Origin of the sequence: Vibrio sp. zbq_1 (assembly GCF_043102935.1) — a bacterium.
GTDB classification, from domain to species: domain Bacteria; phylum Pseudomonadota; class Gammaproteobacteria; order Enterobacterales; family Vibrionaceae; genus Vibrio; species Vibrio parahaemolyticus.
Genome location: NZ_JBICJH010000024.1, coordinates 113,240 through 132,339, shown reverse-complemented (window position 1 = coordinate 132,339; position 19,100 = coordinate 113,240). Strand labels below are relative to the sequence as shown.

The window sequence follows — 19,100 nt, the reverse complement described above, 5'->3', positions numbered from 1 at the left end:
GCAAAAAAACCTCCCACTTGGGAGGTTTTTTATCATCTAAAATATTGCTTACTCTGCTTACTTGCGCAGAGCATTTGGCTTGCCACCAGTCACTGGATCGGCATTCCCAGCCGCTTTTGCTTGCTCTGCTCGCTTACGACGAATCTCTTTTGGATCTGCCAATAAAGGGCGATAGATTTCAATGCGGTCTTTATCACGTACGGTCGCGTCTAGTTTTACATTACGACTAAACACACCTACTTTGTTTTTCGCTAAATCAATTTCTGGATACAATTCCAAGACACCCGACTGACGAATGATCTCTTCAACCGTCGCGTGGTTATTCACAACTAAGTTAAACACGCGTTGCTCATGAGGCAATGCATACACGACCTCAACGTGAATCATGTCTGACTCAATACTCATAACACTCGTACACCTGTTTCGCGCGTTTGGTAAATGCATTAACCATATTGCTAGTTAGCTCGTTAAAAATCTTGCCGAACGCCATTTCAATCATTTTGCTCGAAAACTCAAACTCAAGCTTAAGTTCAACCTTACATGCCTGCTCATCCAACGCAGTAAAAATCCAACCACCTCGGAGCGTTTTAAACGGACCATCAACCAAGTTCATCATAATAGCTTGGCCAGGAATAAGCTCATTGGACGTAGTGAACGTTTTACTGATGCCCGCTTTCGCAACATCGACAGAAGCGACCATGCCGTTACCCGAAGACTCAATAATTCGAGAGCCCGAACAACCAGGCAAAAATTCAGGGTATTTAGCAACATCATTGACCAGATTAAACATCTGTTCTGCACTAAAAGACACCAACGCAGAACGGCTGACTTGCTTCATACATACTCCTATCGATACATGTACAGATTTAAAGCTCGCGACAATTTTACTTTTATTCCACGATTGCGCAAATAAAAGGATTTCCTATCCGATATCCAACCCGTATAATGACGCCATTATGGCAAAGAAAAAATCAAAACAAAAAGCGGGTAGTAACACTATCGCGCTGAACAAAAAAGCTCGCCACGAGTATTTCATTGAAGATGAAATCGAAGCTGGCTTGGAGCTCCAAGGTTGGGAAGTGAAAGCCCTTCGCCAAGGTAAAGCCAATATTTCTGAAAGTTACGTATTCATGCGTGACGGTGAAGCCTTTGTGAGTGGCATGACAATCACTCCTTTAAATCAGGCATCGACACACGTAGTGGCGAACCCTACTCGTGTGCGCAAACTACTTATGAGTCGTCGTGAACTTGACAACCTACTCGGTCGCATTAACCGTGAAGGTATGACACTTACGGCACTCTCTCTGTACTGGTCTCGCTCTTGGGTGAAGATAAAAATAGGTGTAGCAAAAGGTAAAAAGCTTCACGATAAACGTACAGATCTTAAAGAAAAAGACTGGGCAAGAGAAAAAGCACGCGTAATGAAGAGCGCACTGCGTTAATCTTGACCACTTAAACGCATAGTGCTGGACAGCTAAGTCTTTTCTGTTACTATGCGAATCATACCTTGGGGCTGATTTAGGATTCGACGGGAATTCAGAAGTCTGAGGTGCATGCCGAGGTGCGGTAGGCCTCGTTAACAAACCGCAAAAAAATAGTCGCAAACGACGAAAACTACGCACTAGCAGCTTAATACCCTGCTCAGAGCTCTCTCGCCCTAGCTTCCGCACGTAAGACGGGGAATAACGAGAGATCAAACCCAAACGCGCTAGCCCGGATTCTCCCGCCTGAGAGATGAACGGCGAATTATAATTCAGGATAGTCATTCATTAGCGTGTCGGTTCGCAGGTGGATGGTGAATTTAAAGATCGACTAAGCATGTAGTACCAATGATGAAAGGTTTTCGGACGCGGGTTCAACTCCCGCCAGCTCCACCAAACATCAAAACAGAAGCGCTCGGAAGAGCGCTTTTTTTTTCGCCCAAACCCTTATGGAACGGGCGCTCATCACACTTTTAGAAATCCAAATCGTTCGGAAGCGTTCGGTTGAAATCGGTGCAATCCGCACGCTTTTGTTCCCCATTGCGTTCCCCAAAAAGCCATCTTATATTACTTGGGAACAGTTGGCGTCCCCAAGCATTTTGGGGAGCACTAAAAGGATCTAATCGATGGCTAGAAACTCTGACAAAACTTATAGCAAAGCATCTCTTCCTCATGGCAAGAAGGAACAGCTCATCAGCGATGGTGATAACCTTTATCTGCGCTTGCGCGATGGAAAAAATGGAGTGAAAAAATCTTGGCAATTTAACTATCACCATCCCGCCTCCAAAAAACGCATTAAATTAAGCATGGGCGACTATCCCGCCATCTCACTTAAAGAAGCTCGCAAAAAGTCTCTTGAGTATCATGAACTACTAGCTAAAAACATCGACCCTAAAGAGTACGAGCGCACGGGCGGGGTCAATGCGATAGACACAACAAAGATCCTCTTCAGAGATGCGGCTCAACTGTGGGTTGATGAAATAGTCATTCCAGAACATGAAAAAAAAGCTCAAAAGAAAATCAACAGCGCTAACGAACGCGCAAGAAAACTTGGTAAAGAGAAAGCATCTGAACAAGAGATAGCGTCTCTGCTTGATCGCATGCGTTACAAAAAAGATATTCTTGGTCGCATTAATCTTCACATTCTGCCAGCGCTTGGCGATATTCCGATTGCTAATTTAACAACGTATATCGCTAAGGAAAAGTTAAAGCCCAGCTCAGCAAAAGGTATCGACATGAGCAAGATTTGTCAGAATATCAACTCAATCATGTATCACGCGGTAGATTCGAACTTAATTGAATCAAACAAACTTGCACGTATGAGTCGTACTTTCGTGAAAAAAGAAGAGAAGCGACAACCGACAATCGAGCCAGACAAGCTTGATCATTTCATGCTCACGATGGGTGATTACAATATGACAAATACAACGCGAGCTGCAATGGAAATGCAGATGCACTCGCTCGGACGTGCTGCCGAGACTGCAATGTTGCGCTGGGATGAGATCGATGAAAAGAAAGACTGCATCATTATACCAGGATACAGAACAAAAAATGGACGCGATCACTATATTCCTTTAACAAAATACAGTCGCGGCATTATTGAATATATGAGACCCATCAGCGGAAATGATGAGTATATATTCCCTGCGGATTCACGCTCTAAAACTCCATACATTTGCACTCAAACAGTCAATACAGCAATCAAGAGAGCAGGATTTCACAATGAATTAGTGTCGCACGGTTTTAGGTCGCTCGGTAGTACGCTTTTGAATGACGCAGCAGAGTACACAGAAGATGATATTCACTTTAACTCTGATGTAATTGAAGCTTGTCTTGCTCACATGGTCGGAACAGCAATCATGGATAAGTATAACAACGCTAAGTACCTCAAGAAGCGCAGAGAAGTACTTACATTTTGGGGCGATTATATCGTCGAACAAACAGCTAACTATCACTCAATCGCCGCTCGCTTCAATTAATCTACACCACAGCCCTCTGCGCATGAGAGGGCTGAATCTCCCCCTTCCATCACCACCCTCTTTAAAACAATCCTGCATTTTATTATGCATAACACACTTAACAGCCCTGCGCTTTATTATACATGGCGCACTTAAAAAACCACGCCTTTTATTATACATAACGAGTGCAATAAAATAATTTTAATTATACATAGCCACTTCATTAAGTTAATCAGATTAAAATTATTAATACAAAAACCTTAAAAAACACTTTACAAACCACCATATCGATCATACCTTTATCCACTCGCACAACTGCGAAGCAAAAGCATTAAAAAGTGTAGTAACTACTTTTTTAGAAAGTTGCAAACAAATAATAAGCAAAATAACTTTAAAATAATATAACAACAAAGAGTCTATCGTAACTAGAAGTGCAGACAGCGTATCAGCACTCAGTACAACTGATTCACTAACTAATTATTTAAAACGAATGCTTTTGTTTGTTTGAAAAGGCTTAGTAAAGAATGAACGAACTACAATTTATGTCGCTAAAAGAAGTAATTGAACTTGTTACACTAAAGAAAACTGCGATTTACGATAAGATTAAGAAAGGCGAATTTCCACCGCAGATTCGCATGGGTGGTAACACTATTGTATTCATCAAATCAGAGCTTGAGTTTTACTTAGCTAGTAAAATTCTTGAGAAAGATGAGAAAGAGACAGTACAAAAAATCTTAAAGAAACGAGAAGATACGTTTAAGCCGATTCTAGAGATGTATATGTAAGATGCAAGACATTAAAAAAGCCAGCTCATCGCGCTGGCTTTTTTGTATGGTGATTATAAACCGTACTTTTCGGGATGAGCTAGCATGTACGCTTCAACTTCTTCTTCGCTCATTCTGTAGTTATCTAGCTCGCCGCTCTCTTTCGCAGCTTTGAACGCTTCAGGAGAGCGTCCTTTGCCCGACCAGACATGAGGCTCACCATCTAAAACAATGCGATACTGAGGACGTGTCGGTGCGTTCTTTCTCTCTTTGTTACTGCTAGTCCTTGCGCTTCTAGTACGAGCTACAACACTAACTTTAAAGCGAGCAGCAATTGCTAATGCAAACTCTTCTTTCGAGATAGACTCTTCTTCTAAATCGCGCTCAATGCTATCAATCAAGTCTTCGATCTTTTGCTTGCGCTCAGCCTCTTGCTTCTCTTTCTGCACCTGGACAGCTTCTGTCGCTGCTTTGGTGAATGCTTGAACAGCATCGCCTCCAAGTGAAGCCAGCTTTTCAGCTAGATCTGGTGACTGTAGAAGCGCTTGCAATTGCTCGTTTGTTAGCTCTTTACTCATTGTTTTGGTGTCTACTTTTGAACTTCATTATGTATAATTTAAAGCAAATCAAAGAGTAAATAAAGTACTCATTTAAAAATAATCAGCAATCACCATGTAAATTATTTACAAAACCTGCGCGTGGTGAGCACATTCTATTTTAAGAATATAAATAACCCAACCTCAATTTATTTAGAAATAAAAAGAAAACGCACCCCATTCATTTATTTTATAAAAACAAATCCACACCACATTAGTTTCTTTCTTAAAATAAACGGTATACATGCATTGAAATTGCATATTTAAGTAGAAAATGTGCATGCACGAAGAATGACTTTTCGTGCATCGCACTTTTACTGCTTACATGCAGTGCGAACAAAACACGATGCACGAAGACCATTTTTGATTAAAATAATATATTTTATAATAATATTTCAATGGACATTATAACATTAATAAGTTTATAATATAAATATATAGAAGGTAACAAGCGGATACTGCTCTTCCCTATTTGTACCAAATAGGTCGTTCGTAGCTTTAGCCTCCCTTTAGTCGGTTGCGCTAACATGCTTCGCAGTTATCGCTAAGTCGCACGCTGTTGCTCTATAGATAATAAAAATAAAATAATAATAAAAAGATAAATAATAAAATGAAGATTTCAGAAAAAGAAGACTTAAATAAAATAATAAGAGAAGTAGTAGTTAACACAAAAAGAGAAAATAAAGACAAACTAAGAGCGCTTATCGAGCAGACAGATTACAGCTTAGAAGAATTACAATTTATTGTACCGTCTTTACTTCCGCAATTTTCAAACACATCAAAAATTACATTTAGTTCTCATGCGCATTTTTGCAACTTCATAGTAAAAAGTATTTACGTTAAAAATAATGCAGGTAACTTTGATGAAAATGCTGTTGATGACTCGCGTCACATCCTGGATGCAGTAGAAAACGGCTTCAAAGAAGAGCGTAAAGAAACTAAAGACTTATGCAATGTAGCAATAAAAACACATGTAACTAAAGAAACAAAAAAACACTTCACAGCGTGCAGAAATAGTTACAACTACCGATCTGATTCTGCTTTTCTGAGAGATATTATCTCAAACCAAATCGAGCCGCGACCGAACAATGACGAAGCGTATTTACAGTACTTTAAAGAAACCAAAGAGCTATCAAAAGCACTTCAAGTGCTTGCAGAGAACATTGAAGATGCTGACAGCGCTGAGATAGCTGAACTGAGTAAATGCATTAAAGAACTTGAGAAGATCGTTGATATTATACGCAAGCTAGCAATAGATTCTCACTCATCAGCAACAGCTAAAATACTAGCTTTTAAATACTTATCTTCGCGTCAATTAGATGAGATATGCAAACAAAAGATACTAGAAGAAGCTGAATTATAAAGCCTAAATTCCCTCCTTATTTTTAAGGAGGTTTTATCTACCTTTCCTATCCTTTCTCACTAACGATAATAATAAAGAGACAATAAAATGATATTTACAGAATTAGAATGCACAAGAAGTCAACAAACCGCCAAGGACGCTCAGAATCTTGTCGAGTATGGCGCTAAACAAAAAGACGCAGATAACTTGGTGAAATATGGCGCGGGTAAAACAAAACATGCTCCTGCATCTGAGGGACATTCCTTCTTTATCTGTGCCAACGAAATAGACTCTATCCCTGTTGAGATGGGTGAGCTAGCTACAGGTGCGGACTGGCACGATGCTATCACTGAACTACAAAGCAGCTACAAACATAATCCCCACGTCAAACACCCTTTTCGCCACTTTGTCATCTCTATAGACGAAGGAGAGTACCTCACAGACAAGCAATGGCGTAAAACAGTTAGAAAGACTATGAACCGCTTGGGTTACAAAAACGCACGCTACATCGCATTTAGACACGAAGATACTGATTCTCAGCACGTACACATAACAGCATCAACGCAAGATTTGGAAACAAACAAAGTGATATCAAATTGGATGTCTGTTGAAACTGCACAAGAAATCATGCGCGAACAAGAAAAAGAGTTTGGGTTACGACAACTAGAAAACTCATCAGAGATATTAGCCAAAGGCGAAGCCGTCACTTCTGACAAGTACTCTCACTCAGTTAAGTTGATGATGAGACGCTTAGTTGAATCAAGCATTAAGGAGCTACCGATGCTCGTGCAATCCAGAGCAAACATGCTCAAGAAACTAGATGTAAGCGATGAGCACACAACTAAAGCAAGCTTAGCTCTTTATCAAATAGCACTACTAAGGAATGGCGTCGAAGTAATACTTAAAGAAGACAGAAACAACGAAAAATTCGTTGGTCTTGTTTACAAATACAATGACTTCATCATACCCGCATCAAAACTCAGAAGCGGGAATAAGTTCACGCTTGGCGGATTGATAAAATCAGGTGTTCTAACAAGTGATGCAAACATGATAAGTAGTTACGACAATTCACAAGTTGAAAATTTCGACATTAGAGAAATGTTTGAATCGCAAAAAGAAGACGCAGAACGAAGATTTTTAGCAACGAGAAGAGATGCTGAGGCACATGCTACTAAAGTCAAAAAACAAGCAGAAGAATGGGATAAGCACATGTTTAACTGCTTCATTATCTCATGCAAAAAGCAGCATCAAAGAGAGGTAGAGGATGCTATCGATTTTTGGTTGTATCACGGCAAGCGCATCAACAAACGCGACAAAGCTTTCGTTCACACAATTTACGAACAAGAAAAGGGCATTTACTCTGCATCTAAAACGCTTAGTAAATTCTTCTATCACCTACTGCTAATTCTCTTCGAAATGGACAAGAAAAATCACTGGGAATTAAAAATCACCCCAGTTGCGAAACACGAAGACCAAGAGCCAGCAATTAACCAAGCTATTGAAAATATAGAAAAAACATATGGAAACGAAGGTGTCTTTGCTGACAACAAAAAGCAGAACAGAAGACGCAATATCAGAAAGAAATCAAAAGATATCGCTGAAAATACATATTAATTTAAAAAAAGAGGGCTGAAGCTCTCTTTTTATTTTAAAAATATAAATAACAAATAGTTTATTATTTAAGGTTACCAAACCAAACAAAAATGCTTAATATAAATACTTACATTATGATTGATATTATAAATTTAAATGATACGATTAAAATATAACAATAATAAATATAATAATAAAAAGATAATAATATGAGTATTTTTAAAAAAATAAATAATGAATTAACTGATAACGTTACAGTTCCTGCGAAACAGAAAAAATCTCCCCTCCCCCGCTTTCAGAAAAACAAAAGTGGCAAGATGCTTTACATCATTGTTAGAGATCCAGAGCTAACAAATTCGAGCGGCAACGCAACGCATGTAACATTAATAAAGCTACCGATTACCGCTCCCACATGTCCACGATCAATAAAAGACTTAATTGCAAAGTACGGTACTGAAGAAGCTAAATCTGGAAAGTACGAAATCACTGAGCACAACTTTGAAGAAATCATGTCTCACTTCAGACCAGCTAATGCACTATACAAGAAGTACAGAAAAGAAGAACTGCATGAAAAGCAAAGTGTTGTTATCAATGAAGAGAAACACTCTCTTTGTGCAATAGCTGCGAAACTGCATGAAGCAGTAGATATGTTTGACGAGCTAGAGAGTGAAGATGAGATTAATGCCCAAGAAGCGCAAGAGCTACATCAAGCGCTTTACAGAATGACTTTAAGACTAAATGCAGCGAAGTTCACTGCTGTTATGTTCAATGACCATGTGTTCAGTCTTGACGATAGTAATAACTTACAAGCTATAAGAGCGAAAAGAAAAAGTATTGCATCAATCTCTCATGCATCAAACTTAAAAAGATTTGAACCCCACGCTAGTACTTTAACGCCTTTCAATCACAAGCAAACATCAAAAAAAGTAGGCAAAGATGCTCAAAAGCTAATCGCATACTTAGCGAAAGTAAAGGAAAGCACAAACTAGAATCAAACAGCCCCAAGGGGGCTGTTTTTCATTTTTTACCCTTGATTAAGGGTAAAACCATGGTTACCCTCGTTAGAGGGTAAATACGAGGAATTGTTATGTTGATAACATCGCCTAGGCAGTTAGCCATACATCTGCGTGACGAAAGAAAACACAAGAATCTGTCTCAGACTAAAGTTGCTGATCCAGTTGGACTTAAGCAGGACACCGTATCTAAGTTTGAACTTAATCCAGAAACTACCAGTATTCAGACATTGTTTCGCATCTTATCTTCGCTAAATCTCGAAATGCATATTGTTCAGAAAAGCGAAAGTATCTACCCGAAGTCGTATGATGATGACCGAGAGAAATGGTGAGTCAAGTCATTCCCACGCATGGGAATACACCGAAGTCGGCATGCTTAACGAAATCGAGTGCTGCTTAAATTGTAGCTCACAACTGGACAAAACATTGCCAGTGCCTTTGCTAATTTAGAAAACTATGAATAATCACAGGTATTGCAAAGTTGTTGAGAAGAGCTAGTGCGATTTTACTCATCGCACTAGCAAAAAGGTTGGATTAGTTTATGTGCGCATTGATGTTAGTTTAGGCTTAACGTATTGACTAATAGCTTGTTTATCTTCATGTTGTTACGTGTTAATTTGCATAGTGGTTTAGTATCTTAAGAGGTGTGTATGTCTTTTGCTGACATGATGAATGATACCGTCGATTTAATTAAAGCCGATGGTTCAAAAACGGTTGAGGGTATTAAGGCGAGTGTTCAAGAGAAAATGACTTTCATTGAACGTTCTGACATTTTGATTGAATCAGGTGATTTACTTCGGAGACGAGCAAGTAACGGAAGCGTTTCAAATTACAAAGTTATCGATCCTGGTTTCCATGAAGCATTTCATGGTATTGCAGCCCATTATCAAATAAAGCATCAAAACTTAAGCATTCAGGAGGCTGAAAAGATGGTTCAAAGTATCACTTATAATTTTGGTTCTATCTCAGCAGAGCAAATGCAAGTTGGTAATGATAATACGATTAACGTTACAATTAATGTACAGCAGTTGGTTGAGAAAGTTGCTGCGAGTAACGATGAAGAGGCAAAGAGTAAACTAAGATCCTTGCTAGAAAATAACACTGTAGCAAGTCTACTGGGTGCGAGTGTATCTGGTCTTATTGGTTTGCTATAAGAAGAGAAGTTACGTCCAGATAAGCTTAGCTTGCGTCCAGAACTACTAGTGCAGAGCAGATTCGTTTTGACTTGCAGTGATGTACCCTTGTTGGTTAGTAATCACCTGACCATGCCTTCTCTCCATCAAGACTCCAAGTATTAAGGGTGGTTATTTTTTGTGCATCCAGAAGATGGTAAGCGGTAATGGTTACTTGGTTCTCACGCTCAATTACCTTAATAATGGATGAATACCCTTGTAACCCTAGAGCAAATAACATTTTCAAGGTATTTTTCGGAGTCTTGATTGTAAAAGCAATAGTCTCTCTATCGCTGTTATGGAAGATTGGTAAGTTCTCTAAACTTTCATATATCTTTGCGTTAATAGCAATTGAAGGGATATAGTACGTGCCATCAATAATTTCATTTGTAGTTTTATTTATACTTGATTGAGTAACCGTGGCTTTCAAACTCAAATATTTATTTGGATTTGTTTTTCTTAGTTTCAACGCAGCCAGTCTATGACTCAATTCCTCTATTGATATTGGTAGTTGCATATCAGGTTTATCGATGTATTGAACTTTTAATGTCTTGCCCTTACGACCATTTTTTACAAAAACCCTTGCCCCTTCTCTTTTTAACATCCTCTTTAAAGCTTTTGAGCGTATACCAATGATCTCATTACCATATCGATCGATGAGAAGATCAAAAGCAAATATATTTGAGTTAGGTGATAGAAATAGGGTTTCTCCATCTCCCAGTTGATCTATAGCGTTGAGGTCAATTAAGGCGAAGTCCCGTAGAAGGGATTTGTGGTTACTTGTAAGATCAACCAATTTGTTAAATACATCAATTGTAGTAATGGTATCAGCAAGAGATCGGTGTGCTTCTGGCTGTTTGATATTAAGCCGTTCGCAAACCTTTTCCAGTCTAGGCCATCTTTCATAATCAAGAACAGATTGACTCCATTTCATTACACAAAATCTTTTTTTAACTGTTATCCCGAAGGTTTGGAACAGCATTTGGCAGTCAAAGTCTACATTAAAGGATATTATTGTTTTTCCTTCTAACAACTCAATTAAGGCCGCTTTCGCTGATTCTATTGGCATTCCATTAGCAATCTGCTCATCAGTTATGCCATGAACGGCTCTAGCTTGCGCACTACAGGTAACTTTTGATCTAAGTACTGAGTTAAATACAACTCGTTTATCATGCGTGCATATTGATAACTCAATAATTTCATCACTACTAGAGAGACCCGTAGTTTCGGTATCCAACCAAAAACAGTTATTTGCCTTCATTGCTTCAAGTACTTCATCAATTGAAATTATTTCACCAAGAGCACCGACTGGGTTAGCTTGTTGCGGCACACTACTTCTGGTAAGAGGCTTTACCTCTTCAACTACTTCACTAATTGAAATGCTTTCGCCAAAAACACTGACAGGGTTAGCTTGTTGCGACATGCTACTTCTGGTAAGAGGCTTTACCGCTTCACTTATTGAACTGGTTTCACCACTGGTACTGACTGGATTAATTGGCTGCGATTTAGTTTTTCTAGGAATAAATGGGATACGATTTTTATAACACGTCTTACATAGCTCAACATTTTTGTTTTCTATAACAGAGTGATACGTTTTTTGACGATGCATATTCAAAGGTAGGCCACACGAACCACATTTGCTAGCGTTAGGCATCTTGATTAATGCCCATAGACAGATAGGAAGTCCTATAATTGCCCAAAAAATAATGATCTCTTCATTGCCATTCATACTCATCCTTAAACTATGTTGGGTAGACCACTTTACTCTTATTGAGCATTTTTTATTTTTTGAAGTGGCTGAACTGTCTGTCAGCATCCTACATTAGAAAATGTTGGTCAATCAGCTCATACAGGTTTAGCGAAGAGCATCTACTCTAAACGGTTTCGGGGCAAAGGTGTGTTTGCTATGATCGGCATGCTTTGCGAAATTAAGTGGCACTGATTTGAGATTAAAAAAAGTAGACTCAACTCGATAATTGTAATAGGCAGGGTTATCAAAAAGGCAGTTATGATTACCATTCACAGACAAACTCGTATCTATAGTTTCTAATAACACATGGTCAGGATAGCGATAGAAAAGGAACTGATACTGCTTCTGAACAAAAGGAGCATCCATCCACAGACCTGAGATACCAATTACACCTATAGGCTTGATATTAGGATCATACGCTAATAATGTTCTAAGCAATGTACTGTGTATCGATTCATCATTAGGCACTTGCTTTCGCAGCAGTTCCGCTAGTTCAAAATCAAAATCATCACTCATTCAAATATAACTCCGCCATACCATCTAGCTTGCTTTTCACTTCTTTCCAGTTCTGCATCACGCTCGTTAATAAGCGCCAAAAACGCTCGCTGTGGTTGTATTCTGCGATGTGGCAAAGTTCATGCAATATCACGTAATCAATGCACTCTTTAGGAGCTTTGATCAGGTGAGGGTTAAGCATCAACGTACCTTTGACTGAGCAGCTACCCCATTGTTTTTGCATTGGCATGATTCGAAATGAAGGAATGCCTTCTACCCACGTTGCCTGCGGAAGAAGTTCTGCTAAGCGTTCATGAAATACGCGCTCTGCACGAGCACCATACCAACCAGACACAAGTGCTTTTACGAGCTTTGGCTTATCTTCATTAAAGCGGTTAAGCGTGACCAACAGCTTACCTCGCTCCATTTTCACGTTAGAAATCGCATCTCGGTCTTCAACCACTTTCAATACATAGCGGCGGCCTAAATAGAATTGCATCTCGCCACTCACGTAGTGTTTGGTTTGCACATATTCTAAATGACTACGAAACTCACGCATAGAATTCCAAACCCATTGAGCACGTTGCATAACCGCTTCATGAATTGCGGATTTCTCAGCATCTTGAGGCGCAGTGACAACCACTCGGCAATCTGGATGCACTCGGATGGTGATTTTCTTTTTCTTGCCTTCAGCAAATACCTTGCGGATCACCTCATAGGTAACAGCTTCATCACCATAGATGAAGCTGTATTCCTCGGTATTGCCTTCTTGATGGTTAACAGAAGTCATGCTTAGTGACCTGACTTATTATTACCAGACAGGCCAAGACGGGTGATTTGAATGACATCTGTAATAATAGCTTGCGCTTTATCGATACCCACATCAGCGAACAGCAGTGGCAATAGCCCTAAACGGATCTGGTTTTCAATCTCCGATGGGTTAATTGAAAACTCAGCAACCGCTTTACGCACAATGCCATCAATGTCTAACGCATACTGAAAACATTGGTCTTCCGTTAGAGGCAACGGCTCTCCTAATACTTTTAAGAACAGTCCAAAGTAGGCTTGAACATGGCGTTTGATTTTAGGGTCAAGCTCTGCAAAGCGATCCGTTGGTAATCCTGCTACATCACGGTCTCTGACCTGCTGCTCGAAATCCGCAAATAGAAGATACTGTTTAACGGGGCTATCAAACATCTCCTTGGTTTTCTCGATAGCTTGCTTTAACAAGTTTGAGAAATACTCTTGGGCATACGGATCATCCGCCAAATCTTGCTCAATCATCTTGGTTACACGACCTGTGATGACATCCTTTTTGTTTTTAGCCTCATCATCAGTCATTTGCTCTGGTTTAGCATCTTTCCCCATGTTGCCAACCAGATAAGCGCCTTCTGGCTCTTCAATCGACACACCCGCTATGTGCTTGTCTAACATGGCGCGAATATTTTCCGAATACTCGTCGTAGTCCACGGTTTCTTCTGCATCTGCGCGTACTTGTTGGCGCAGTTGACTCATGGATTTCAGCGTGATCTTGTAAAGGTCTCGCTTATTGTCGAAACTCTTATCTTCAAAATACGTAGCCGATTGCAATGCGACTTTTAAGCAGTTAGCAAACGCTGTCAGCGCATCATAAAAATCATTACGCAACTTCAAGTTGGTATCAGTCAGTTGACCGTCAATATTTTCAATTTTAGGTGCCAAAGCCTGACGAAGTGCTTGTCCATCTTGCTTGTTCTTCACACCAGAAAAAATTGCCCATAGGTCATCATACAAACCTGGCAACTTCTTGTACTCGGTATCCATGCGGTTATACAAGCCTTTGAGATCATCGATATCAAAGCCGCCTTGGGTGCGTTCAGCCAAGTCTTGGTACTTTTCAATGGTGATATCCAGCTCTTTGAGGATGCCACGATAATCAATCAAATAACCGAACTGCTTTTTGCTGTGCAGGCGGTTAACCCGCGCAATGGCTTGAATAAGGTTGTGCTGCTTTAACGGTTTGTCGATATAGAGCACCGTGTTTTTAGGCTCATCAAAGCCCGTTAACAGCTTATCGACCACGATCATAATGTCGGGACCTTCATCCTTTTCAAATTCTGCAATGATGTGCTTGGTGTAGGCTTTTTCATCGCTCCAGCCTTTCTGAGCAACGTTCTCCTTCCACCAATTTTGCACTAAATCGGTACTTTCATTATCGACGTTATCGTGTCCCTCGCGGGTATCGGGTGGTGACATCGCAACCACTGAAGTGACTTTACCGATTTGATCGAGCAGCTTCTTATAGCGGATTGCAGAGGCTTTAGAGTCGCAAGCAAGTTGTCCCTTCAAACCTTGCTGCTTGAAGTTCTGGAAGTGATCGGAAATGTCGTGCGCGATTAACTCTAAACGCCCTTCAGTTTGATAGATCTGACCTTTTTGCGCGAACTTACGCTTTAAGTCAGCGCGTTGCTTTTCCGATAGGGTATCGGTAATACGGTCAAACCATGCATCAATGGCTTTATCGTTGGTGCTCAGATCAGGCTTGCGTTCTTCGTACAACAGGGGCGTAACGGTGCCATCTTCTACGGCTTGCTGCATGGTGTAAGAGTGAATGATTTTACCGAACTTGTTCTCGGTTTTATCGTCTTGTAGCAGAGGCGTACCTGTGAAACCGATATAAGCCGCTTTTGGCAAGGCTTGCTGCATTCGGATGTTGTTTTCACCGTTTTGGCTACGGTGTCCCTCATCCACTAATACGATAATGTCTGGGCTATCGTTGTAGCATTCAGGTAGGTTAATCGCTGTACCAAACTTGTTGATGATCGAGAAGATGATACGTTCATTGCCTTTACCTATTTGTTCAGCAAGGCGTTTGCCAGTGGTTGCCATCGCATCCTTTTTGTCTTTATCTGACAGTGCGCCGCCAGAGGCAAAAGTGCGAGCAAGCTGATCTTCTAAATCCACACGGTCAGTCACAACCACAACGCGGCATTTCGCTAACTCTTTTAACCAAATCAGTGCTTTTGACAAAAACACCATTGTGAATGATTTGCCTGAACCTGTGGTATGCCAGATCACACCGCCATTACGTGCGCCTTTGTCATCAAAAGAGGTGATGCGTTCCACTAAGGCTTTAATGCCAAACACTTGCTGATAACGCGCAACAATCTTGCCTGCTTTTTTGTCAAACAATGTGAATAAACGGGTTAGCTCTAGTAGGCGGTCATGGCGCAGCAAGGATACTAACAAGCGATCTTGATCGGTCACCACCAAATCACCACCTGCGATCAGTGATAGATATTCGTCTTTGATTGCTGATGTGCGATGGCTGAAAATTGCATTCAGCTCTGCGTTATTCAGTGGCATGTTCTTGAGGCGTTCAAAGGTGCTTTCGGTGATGTCTTCTTCTTTCCATTTCGCCCAGAATTTCTCAGGTGTGCCGCACGTACCGTATAAACCATCATGCCCATTGATGGATAGCAACAGTTGGCTGTAAGCAAACAGATGAGGAATTTCATCCACTTTTTGGTTGCGGATGTTTTGCGAGATACCTTCGGTAATGGTGGGTTTGCCATTGATGCTGCTATCAGGGCGTTTTGCCTCGATCACGACCCACGGCAAGCCATTAACGAAACAGACCACATCAGGAATGCGTTTACCTGTACCACGGGCGTTATCGACTTCCATCTCTTCAGTGAAATGAAATTGGTTGTTTTCAGGCGTACCCCAATCAATGATTTGAATGGTTGGGTTGGCTTTTTTGCCCTCAACAAATTCAGTGACGCTAATACCGTAGGTTAACGCGTTATAGAGCTTTTCATTGGCCGCTTTAAGCCCTTCATTCATGGCAGGATTGGCAAGCTCTTGAACGATTTTATCAATCGCAGCTTGCGATAAATGGCGATCTTCACCCATGAATGAATAGGTTTTAAAGCTCAGAACCTTGCGCAAAACCTGCGGGAGAATCACCGTGGTTTTGTTGCCACGCATTGCCATGCATTCACTTGGCGGAATGAATTGATAACCAAGGTTAGTAAGCAAAGTTAGTGCAGGGATTTTTGCGCTTTGTTCTTCTTTGAAATTCGGTGCGTGATGCTTAGGTTCACTAGGAGATAATGTTTCCATACTTAGCCTATGACATTGTTCTTATTGTTAATCAGGGCTTGCTAAACAAGCCCTGTATCGGTAGTCAAAAGATGCGCTTGTTAAGCGGCTTCGGTTTCCGCTACCTTCACACGACGTTTGCCTGTCAACAACTGCTGCATCAACGCCTTTTTCTCTTGCTTGAAGTGCGCAAGCTTGGCTTCTAGCAACTCGATTTCTTTATCGGCAGTGGTGAGCACTGAGGCAATTTTTTGTTGTTCTTCAATACTACTTGGAAGCTTAAGTGGCATTTTTTTTGAACCTTTAATATCTAAGTGCAAGACAGTTGAGCCACTAGCTCGTGCCCTCATAAAGTTGCGATTTTCTCTTAGCTTTAATAGATAAAAAAGAAAGATCTTATTAAAAGATGATGAAACCTCTAACTGCATTAAATCCATTGAGATAAAAATATTTTCATATGGCAGATTAGGAACAATTATCGGAGCGCCAACAACCTCTGCATTTCTGGTCAGATCTGTTACAGCGAATACAACATCTCCCTCTTTTACCGAAAACTTATTGTCAACTTTTTCATTAAGGTATTTTATTCCCTTTTTACTATATCCACCGCCACGCAAAATACTTTTTAAGGTCAAAAAGCCATATTCCGTTGGCTCTTCAGAGTATTCATGGGATTTGTATGTGTAACCTTTAGTATAATTGGCTATATCGCTTAATTTAAATTCACTCCATTCCCCCTCAAACGTTTTACCCGTTTCAGGATCAATCAAGCGCTTTTTACCCGTCAACAACTGCTGCATTAAGGCTTTTTTCTGCTGCTTGCTGACATCAATCAACTTTTCAGTGGTTGTAATTGCTTTATCCCATGTAGAAAGGATTTGGGCGATTTTGTGTTGCTCTGGGAGTGGAGGGAGCAATACTGGAATACTTTCACAGTTACTTTTATTCATATATGGAATGGTTGTTTTTGACGCAACAGTATCCATGTATGGTTTCTGCGCACTTAAAAAGTAAGCTAGATACTCATTATTGACATTAGGAGGGCAAACAAACGCATGCAATTGCTGGTTTAGAATGATTTCTTCTTTTGCAATTGCTGTTAGTCCAAGTTCACCAACCGCAGCAATAATCACAGCACCTTTGGGTACAATTTTTGCTCCGCACTCTTTTGCTACTGACTGAGAGATATAGTTCTTTTGTTTTGCTGATGGAATGTATTTACCCGATATTTCTGGAGTGGTAACCCATGGAATATCTCCGTCAAAGACCTTTGGTTTATTTCGTCCTGGAACGATCGATTTACATAACTTCCCTACAGGAGACTTTTCCCAACCATTAGGCACCATAACCCAACTCCTCTAGGTAGCCCGCCATTTCTGCTTCTAGATCCGCAAGCTCAGTTTGCAGCGCCAAACGCTCACTGCGCACTGCCATCAAATCGATTTCCGCTTCTTCTTCAAAGGTATCTACGTAACGAGGGATGTTGAGGTTGTAGTCGTTCTCACGGATCTCATCAAGGGTTGCCACATACGCGTACTTATCAACATTGTCACCGCAGCGGTAGGTCTTGACGATCTTGTCGATGTTCTCTGCTGTGAGTACGTTCTGGTTTTTGCCAGATTTAAACTCACGCGAAGCATCAATAAACATCACATCGTTGGTGTCTTTCTTCTTCTTGAAGATCAAGATCGCCGCTGGAATGCCCGTACCGAAGAACAATTTTTCAGGTAAACCGATCACCGCATCCAATAGGTTTTCTTCAATCAGTTGTTGACGGATTTTACCTTCAGAAGATGCACGGAATAGCACGCCGTGAGGCACAACCACACCCATACGACCTGTCTCTGGTTTTAGGGTTTCAACCATGTGCGAGATGAACGCGTAATCACCTTTAGTTTTTGGTGGCACGCCACGGCGGAAACGACCAAAGTGATCGCTTTCTGCATCTTCATGTCCCCATTTATCTAACGAGAATGGCGGGTTTGCAGTTACGACATCAAAGTGTAGTAAACCACCGTTGGCATCTTGCAGCTTAGGGTTGCGAATGGTGTCACCCCATTCAATGCGGTGGTTGTCTTCACCATGCAGAAACATGTTCATTTTCGCCAATGACCATGTAGAGCCAATAGCTTCTTGACCAAACAGGGCATATTGCTTAGAGCCGCCAAAGTTCTTTTGAACTTGCTTACCACATTTCATCAATAGTGAGCCTGAACCACACGCTGGGTCACAAATGCTGTCACCTTGTTGTGGCTCTAGGATGATAGAAAGCAGATCCGATACCTCTGGCGGAGTATAGAATTCACCTGCCGATTTACCGCTGCCAGCCGCAAAGTGTTTGATCAGGTATTCGTAGGCGTTACCAATTACATCCAATGACCCAACACGGCTTGGACGTAAGTTTAGGGTTGGCTTGCCAAAGTCTTCCAAAAGGTGGCGTAGGATGTCGTTCTTTTGCTTTTCATCACCCAATTTATCGGTGTTAAAGCTGATGTCTTGGAACACGCCTTTAAGCTTGGTGCCGTTGGCTTCTTCAATCGCGTGCAGAGCTTGGTCAATACGCGTACCGTTACCTGCGGTATTACGTGCATCGTACAAATCCCAGAATGTTGAACCTGCTGGAATTTTGAATGATTGGCTGGCAAGCATGGCTTCAACCATCTCTTTGTTGTCACCGAACTGTTTAGTAAGTTCTTCGACTTTGTCTTGGCGTACATCTGAGATGTATTTTAAGAACAGCATGGTCAATATGAAGTCTTTGTAGATAGATGGGTCTACGGTGCCACGGAACGTATCGCACGCCGACCAGACGGCTTTGTTGATTTCATCTTGGTTGATTGGAGAATTTGGCAT

17 protein-coding genes and 1 other RNA gene are annotated in these 19,100 nt (G+C 40.9%); 9 read left to right on the top strand and 9 right to left on the bottom strand.

Annotated elements, in window-relative coordinates:
• Positions 1 to 57 precede the first annotated feature (57 nt).
• Both ACF8CV_RS12185 and ACF8CV_RS12180 read right to left on the bottom strand, forming a co-directional pair.
• Entirely contained in the window at positions 58 to 405 is a 348-nt protein-coding gene (locus tag ACF8CV_RS12185) for an RnfH family protein (protein WP_005456005.1), read from the bottom strand.
• Positions 395 to 838, bottom strand: a complete 444-nt coding sequence (locus ACF8CV_RS12180; RefSeq protein ID WP_005381641.1) for an SRPBCC family protein — start codon at positions 836 to 838, stop codon at positions 395 to 397. Before ACF8CV_RS12180 ends, ACF8CV_RS12185 begins: the two co-directional genes overlap by 11 nt.
• Before the next feature lie 118 nt (positions 839 to 956).
• Here ACF8CV_RS12180 and smpB point away from each other — a divergent pair, with 118 nt between their 5' ends.
• From smpB to ACF8CV_RS12160, 4 genes are all read left to right on the top strand, one after another.
• Positions 957 to 1,442 carry an SsrA-binding protein SmpB gene (gene smpB, locus ACF8CV_RS12175; protein WP_005455975.1) on the top strand — a complete coding sequence of 162 codons (486 nt, stop codon included), beginning with the start codon at positions 957 to 959 and terminating at the stop codon, positions 1,440 to 1,442.
• A gap of 67 nt (positions 1,443 to 1,509) precedes the next feature.
• Positions 1,510 to 1,877: a transfer-messenger RNA gene (ssrA, locus tag ACF8CV_RS12170) on the top strand.
• A gap of 230 nt (positions 1,878 to 2,107) precedes the next feature.
• Positions 2,108 to 3,460: an integrase arm-type DNA-binding domain-containing protein gene (locus ACF8CV_RS12165; RefSeq protein WP_276453872.1), complete on the top strand. Its 1,353-nt coding sequence runs from the start codon at positions 2,108 to 2,110 to the stop codon at positions 3,458 to 3,460.
• A 503-nt stretch (positions 3,461 to 3,963) separates the two neighbouring features.
• A complete protein-coding gene (locus ACF8CV_RS12160; protein ID WP_276453874.1) occupies positions 3,964 to 4,224 on the top strand; it encodes an AlpA family transcriptional regulator in 261 nt (86 codons plus the stop codon).
• Between the two features lie 53 nt (positions 4,225 to 4,277).
• On the opposite strand, the gene ACF8CV_RS12155 is transcribed toward ACF8CV_RS12160, so the two are convergent.
• Positions 4,278 to 4,781, bottom strand: a complete 504-nt coding sequence (locus ACF8CV_RS12155; RefSeq protein WP_276453876.1) for an H-NS family nucleoid-associated regulatory protein — start codon at positions 4,779 to 4,781, stop codon at positions 4,278 to 4,280.
• 628 nt (positions 4,782 to 5,409) lie between these two features.
• Between ACF8CV_RS12155 and ACF8CV_RS12150 the strand changes: the two genes are divergently transcribed.
• The 5 genes from ACF8CV_RS12150 (at position 5,410) to ACF8CV_RS12130 (ending at position 9,901) form a co-directional block, all read left to right on the top strand.
• The gene (locus ACF8CV_RS12150; RefSeq protein ID WP_276453878.1) at positions 5,410 to 6,162 is read left to right on the top strand and encodes a chromosome partitioning protein ParA; all 753 of its coding nucleotides are present in this window, start codon (positions 5,410 to 5,412) and stop codon (positions 6,160 to 6,162) included.
• A gap of 87 nt (positions 6,163 to 6,249) precedes the next feature.
• On the top strand, positions 6,250 to 7,755 hold the full coding sequence (locus ACF8CV_RS12145; RefSeq protein WP_267412440.1) for a relaxase/mobilization nuclease domain-containing protein: 1,506 nt from the start codon (positions 6,250 to 6,252) through the stop codon (positions 7,753 to 7,755).
• A gap of 188 nt (positions 7,756 to 7,943) precedes the next feature.
• The gene (locus ACF8CV_RS12140) at positions 7,944 to 8,723 is read left to right on the top strand and encodes a hypothetical protein (protein WP_267412442.1); all 780 of its coding nucleotides are present in this window, start codon (positions 7,944 to 7,946) and stop codon (positions 8,721 to 8,723) included.
• 98 nt (positions 8,724 to 8,821) lie between these two features.
• Positions 8,822 to 9,079, top strand: a complete 258-nt coding sequence (locus ACF8CV_RS12135; RefSeq protein ID WP_267412443.1) for a helix-turn-helix domain-containing protein — start codon at positions 8,822 to 8,824, stop codon at positions 9,077 to 9,079.
• Between the two features lie 318 nt (positions 9,080 to 9,397).
• Positions 9,398 to 9,901, top strand: coding sequence for a hypothetical protein (locus ACF8CV_RS12130; protein ID WP_222726252.1), 504 nt, complete (start codon positions 9,398 to 9,400; stop codon positions 9,899 to 9,901).
• Positions 9,902 to 9,995: 94 nt separating this feature from the next.
• Here ACF8CV_RS12130 and ACF8CV_RS12125 read toward each other — a convergent pair whose 3' ends face one another.
• The 6 genes from ACF8CV_RS12125 to ACF8CV_RS12100 form a co-directional block, all read right to left on the bottom strand.
• Entirely contained in the window at positions 9,996 to 11,648 is a 1,653-nt protein-coding gene (locus ACF8CV_RS12125; RefSeq protein WP_222726251.1) for a 3'-5' exonuclease, read from the bottom strand.
• 126 nt (positions 11,649 to 11,774) lie between these two features.
• On the bottom strand, positions 11,775 to 12,185 hold the full coding sequence (locus ACF8CV_RS12120) for a hypothetical protein (protein WP_276453882.1): 411 nt from the start codon (positions 12,183 to 12,185) through the stop codon (positions 11,775 to 11,777).
• Positions 12,178 to 12,954: a M48 family metallopeptidase gene (locus ACF8CV_RS12115; protein ID WP_276432447.1), complete on the bottom strand. Its 777-nt coding sequence runs from the start codon at positions 12,952 to 12,954 to the stop codon at positions 12,178 to 12,180. The genes ACF8CV_RS12120 and ACF8CV_RS12115 overlap by 8 nt, the downstream gene beginning before the upstream one ends.
• 2 nt (positions 12,955 to 12,956) lie before the next feature.
• On the bottom strand, positions 12,957 to 16,268 hold the full coding sequence (locus ACF8CV_RS12110; protein ID WP_276453884.1) for an HsdR family type I site-specific deoxyribonuclease: 3,312 nt from the start codon (positions 16,266 to 16,268) through the stop codon (positions 12,957 to 12,959).
• A gap of 80 nt (positions 16,269 to 16,348) precedes the next feature.
• Positions 16,349 to 17,593, bottom strand: coding sequence for a restriction endonuclease subunit S (locus tag ACF8CV_RS12105; protein ID WP_276453886.1), 1,245 nt, complete (start codon positions 17,591 to 17,593; stop codon positions 16,349 to 16,351).
• On the bottom strand, positions 17,583 to 19,100 hold the full coding sequence (locus tag ACF8CV_RS12100) for a type I restriction-modification system subunit M (protein ID WP_276453888.1): 1,518 nt from the start codon (positions 19,098 to 19,100) through the stop codon (positions 17,583 to 17,585). The genes ACF8CV_RS12105 and ACF8CV_RS12100 overlap by 11 nt, the downstream gene beginning before the upstream one ends.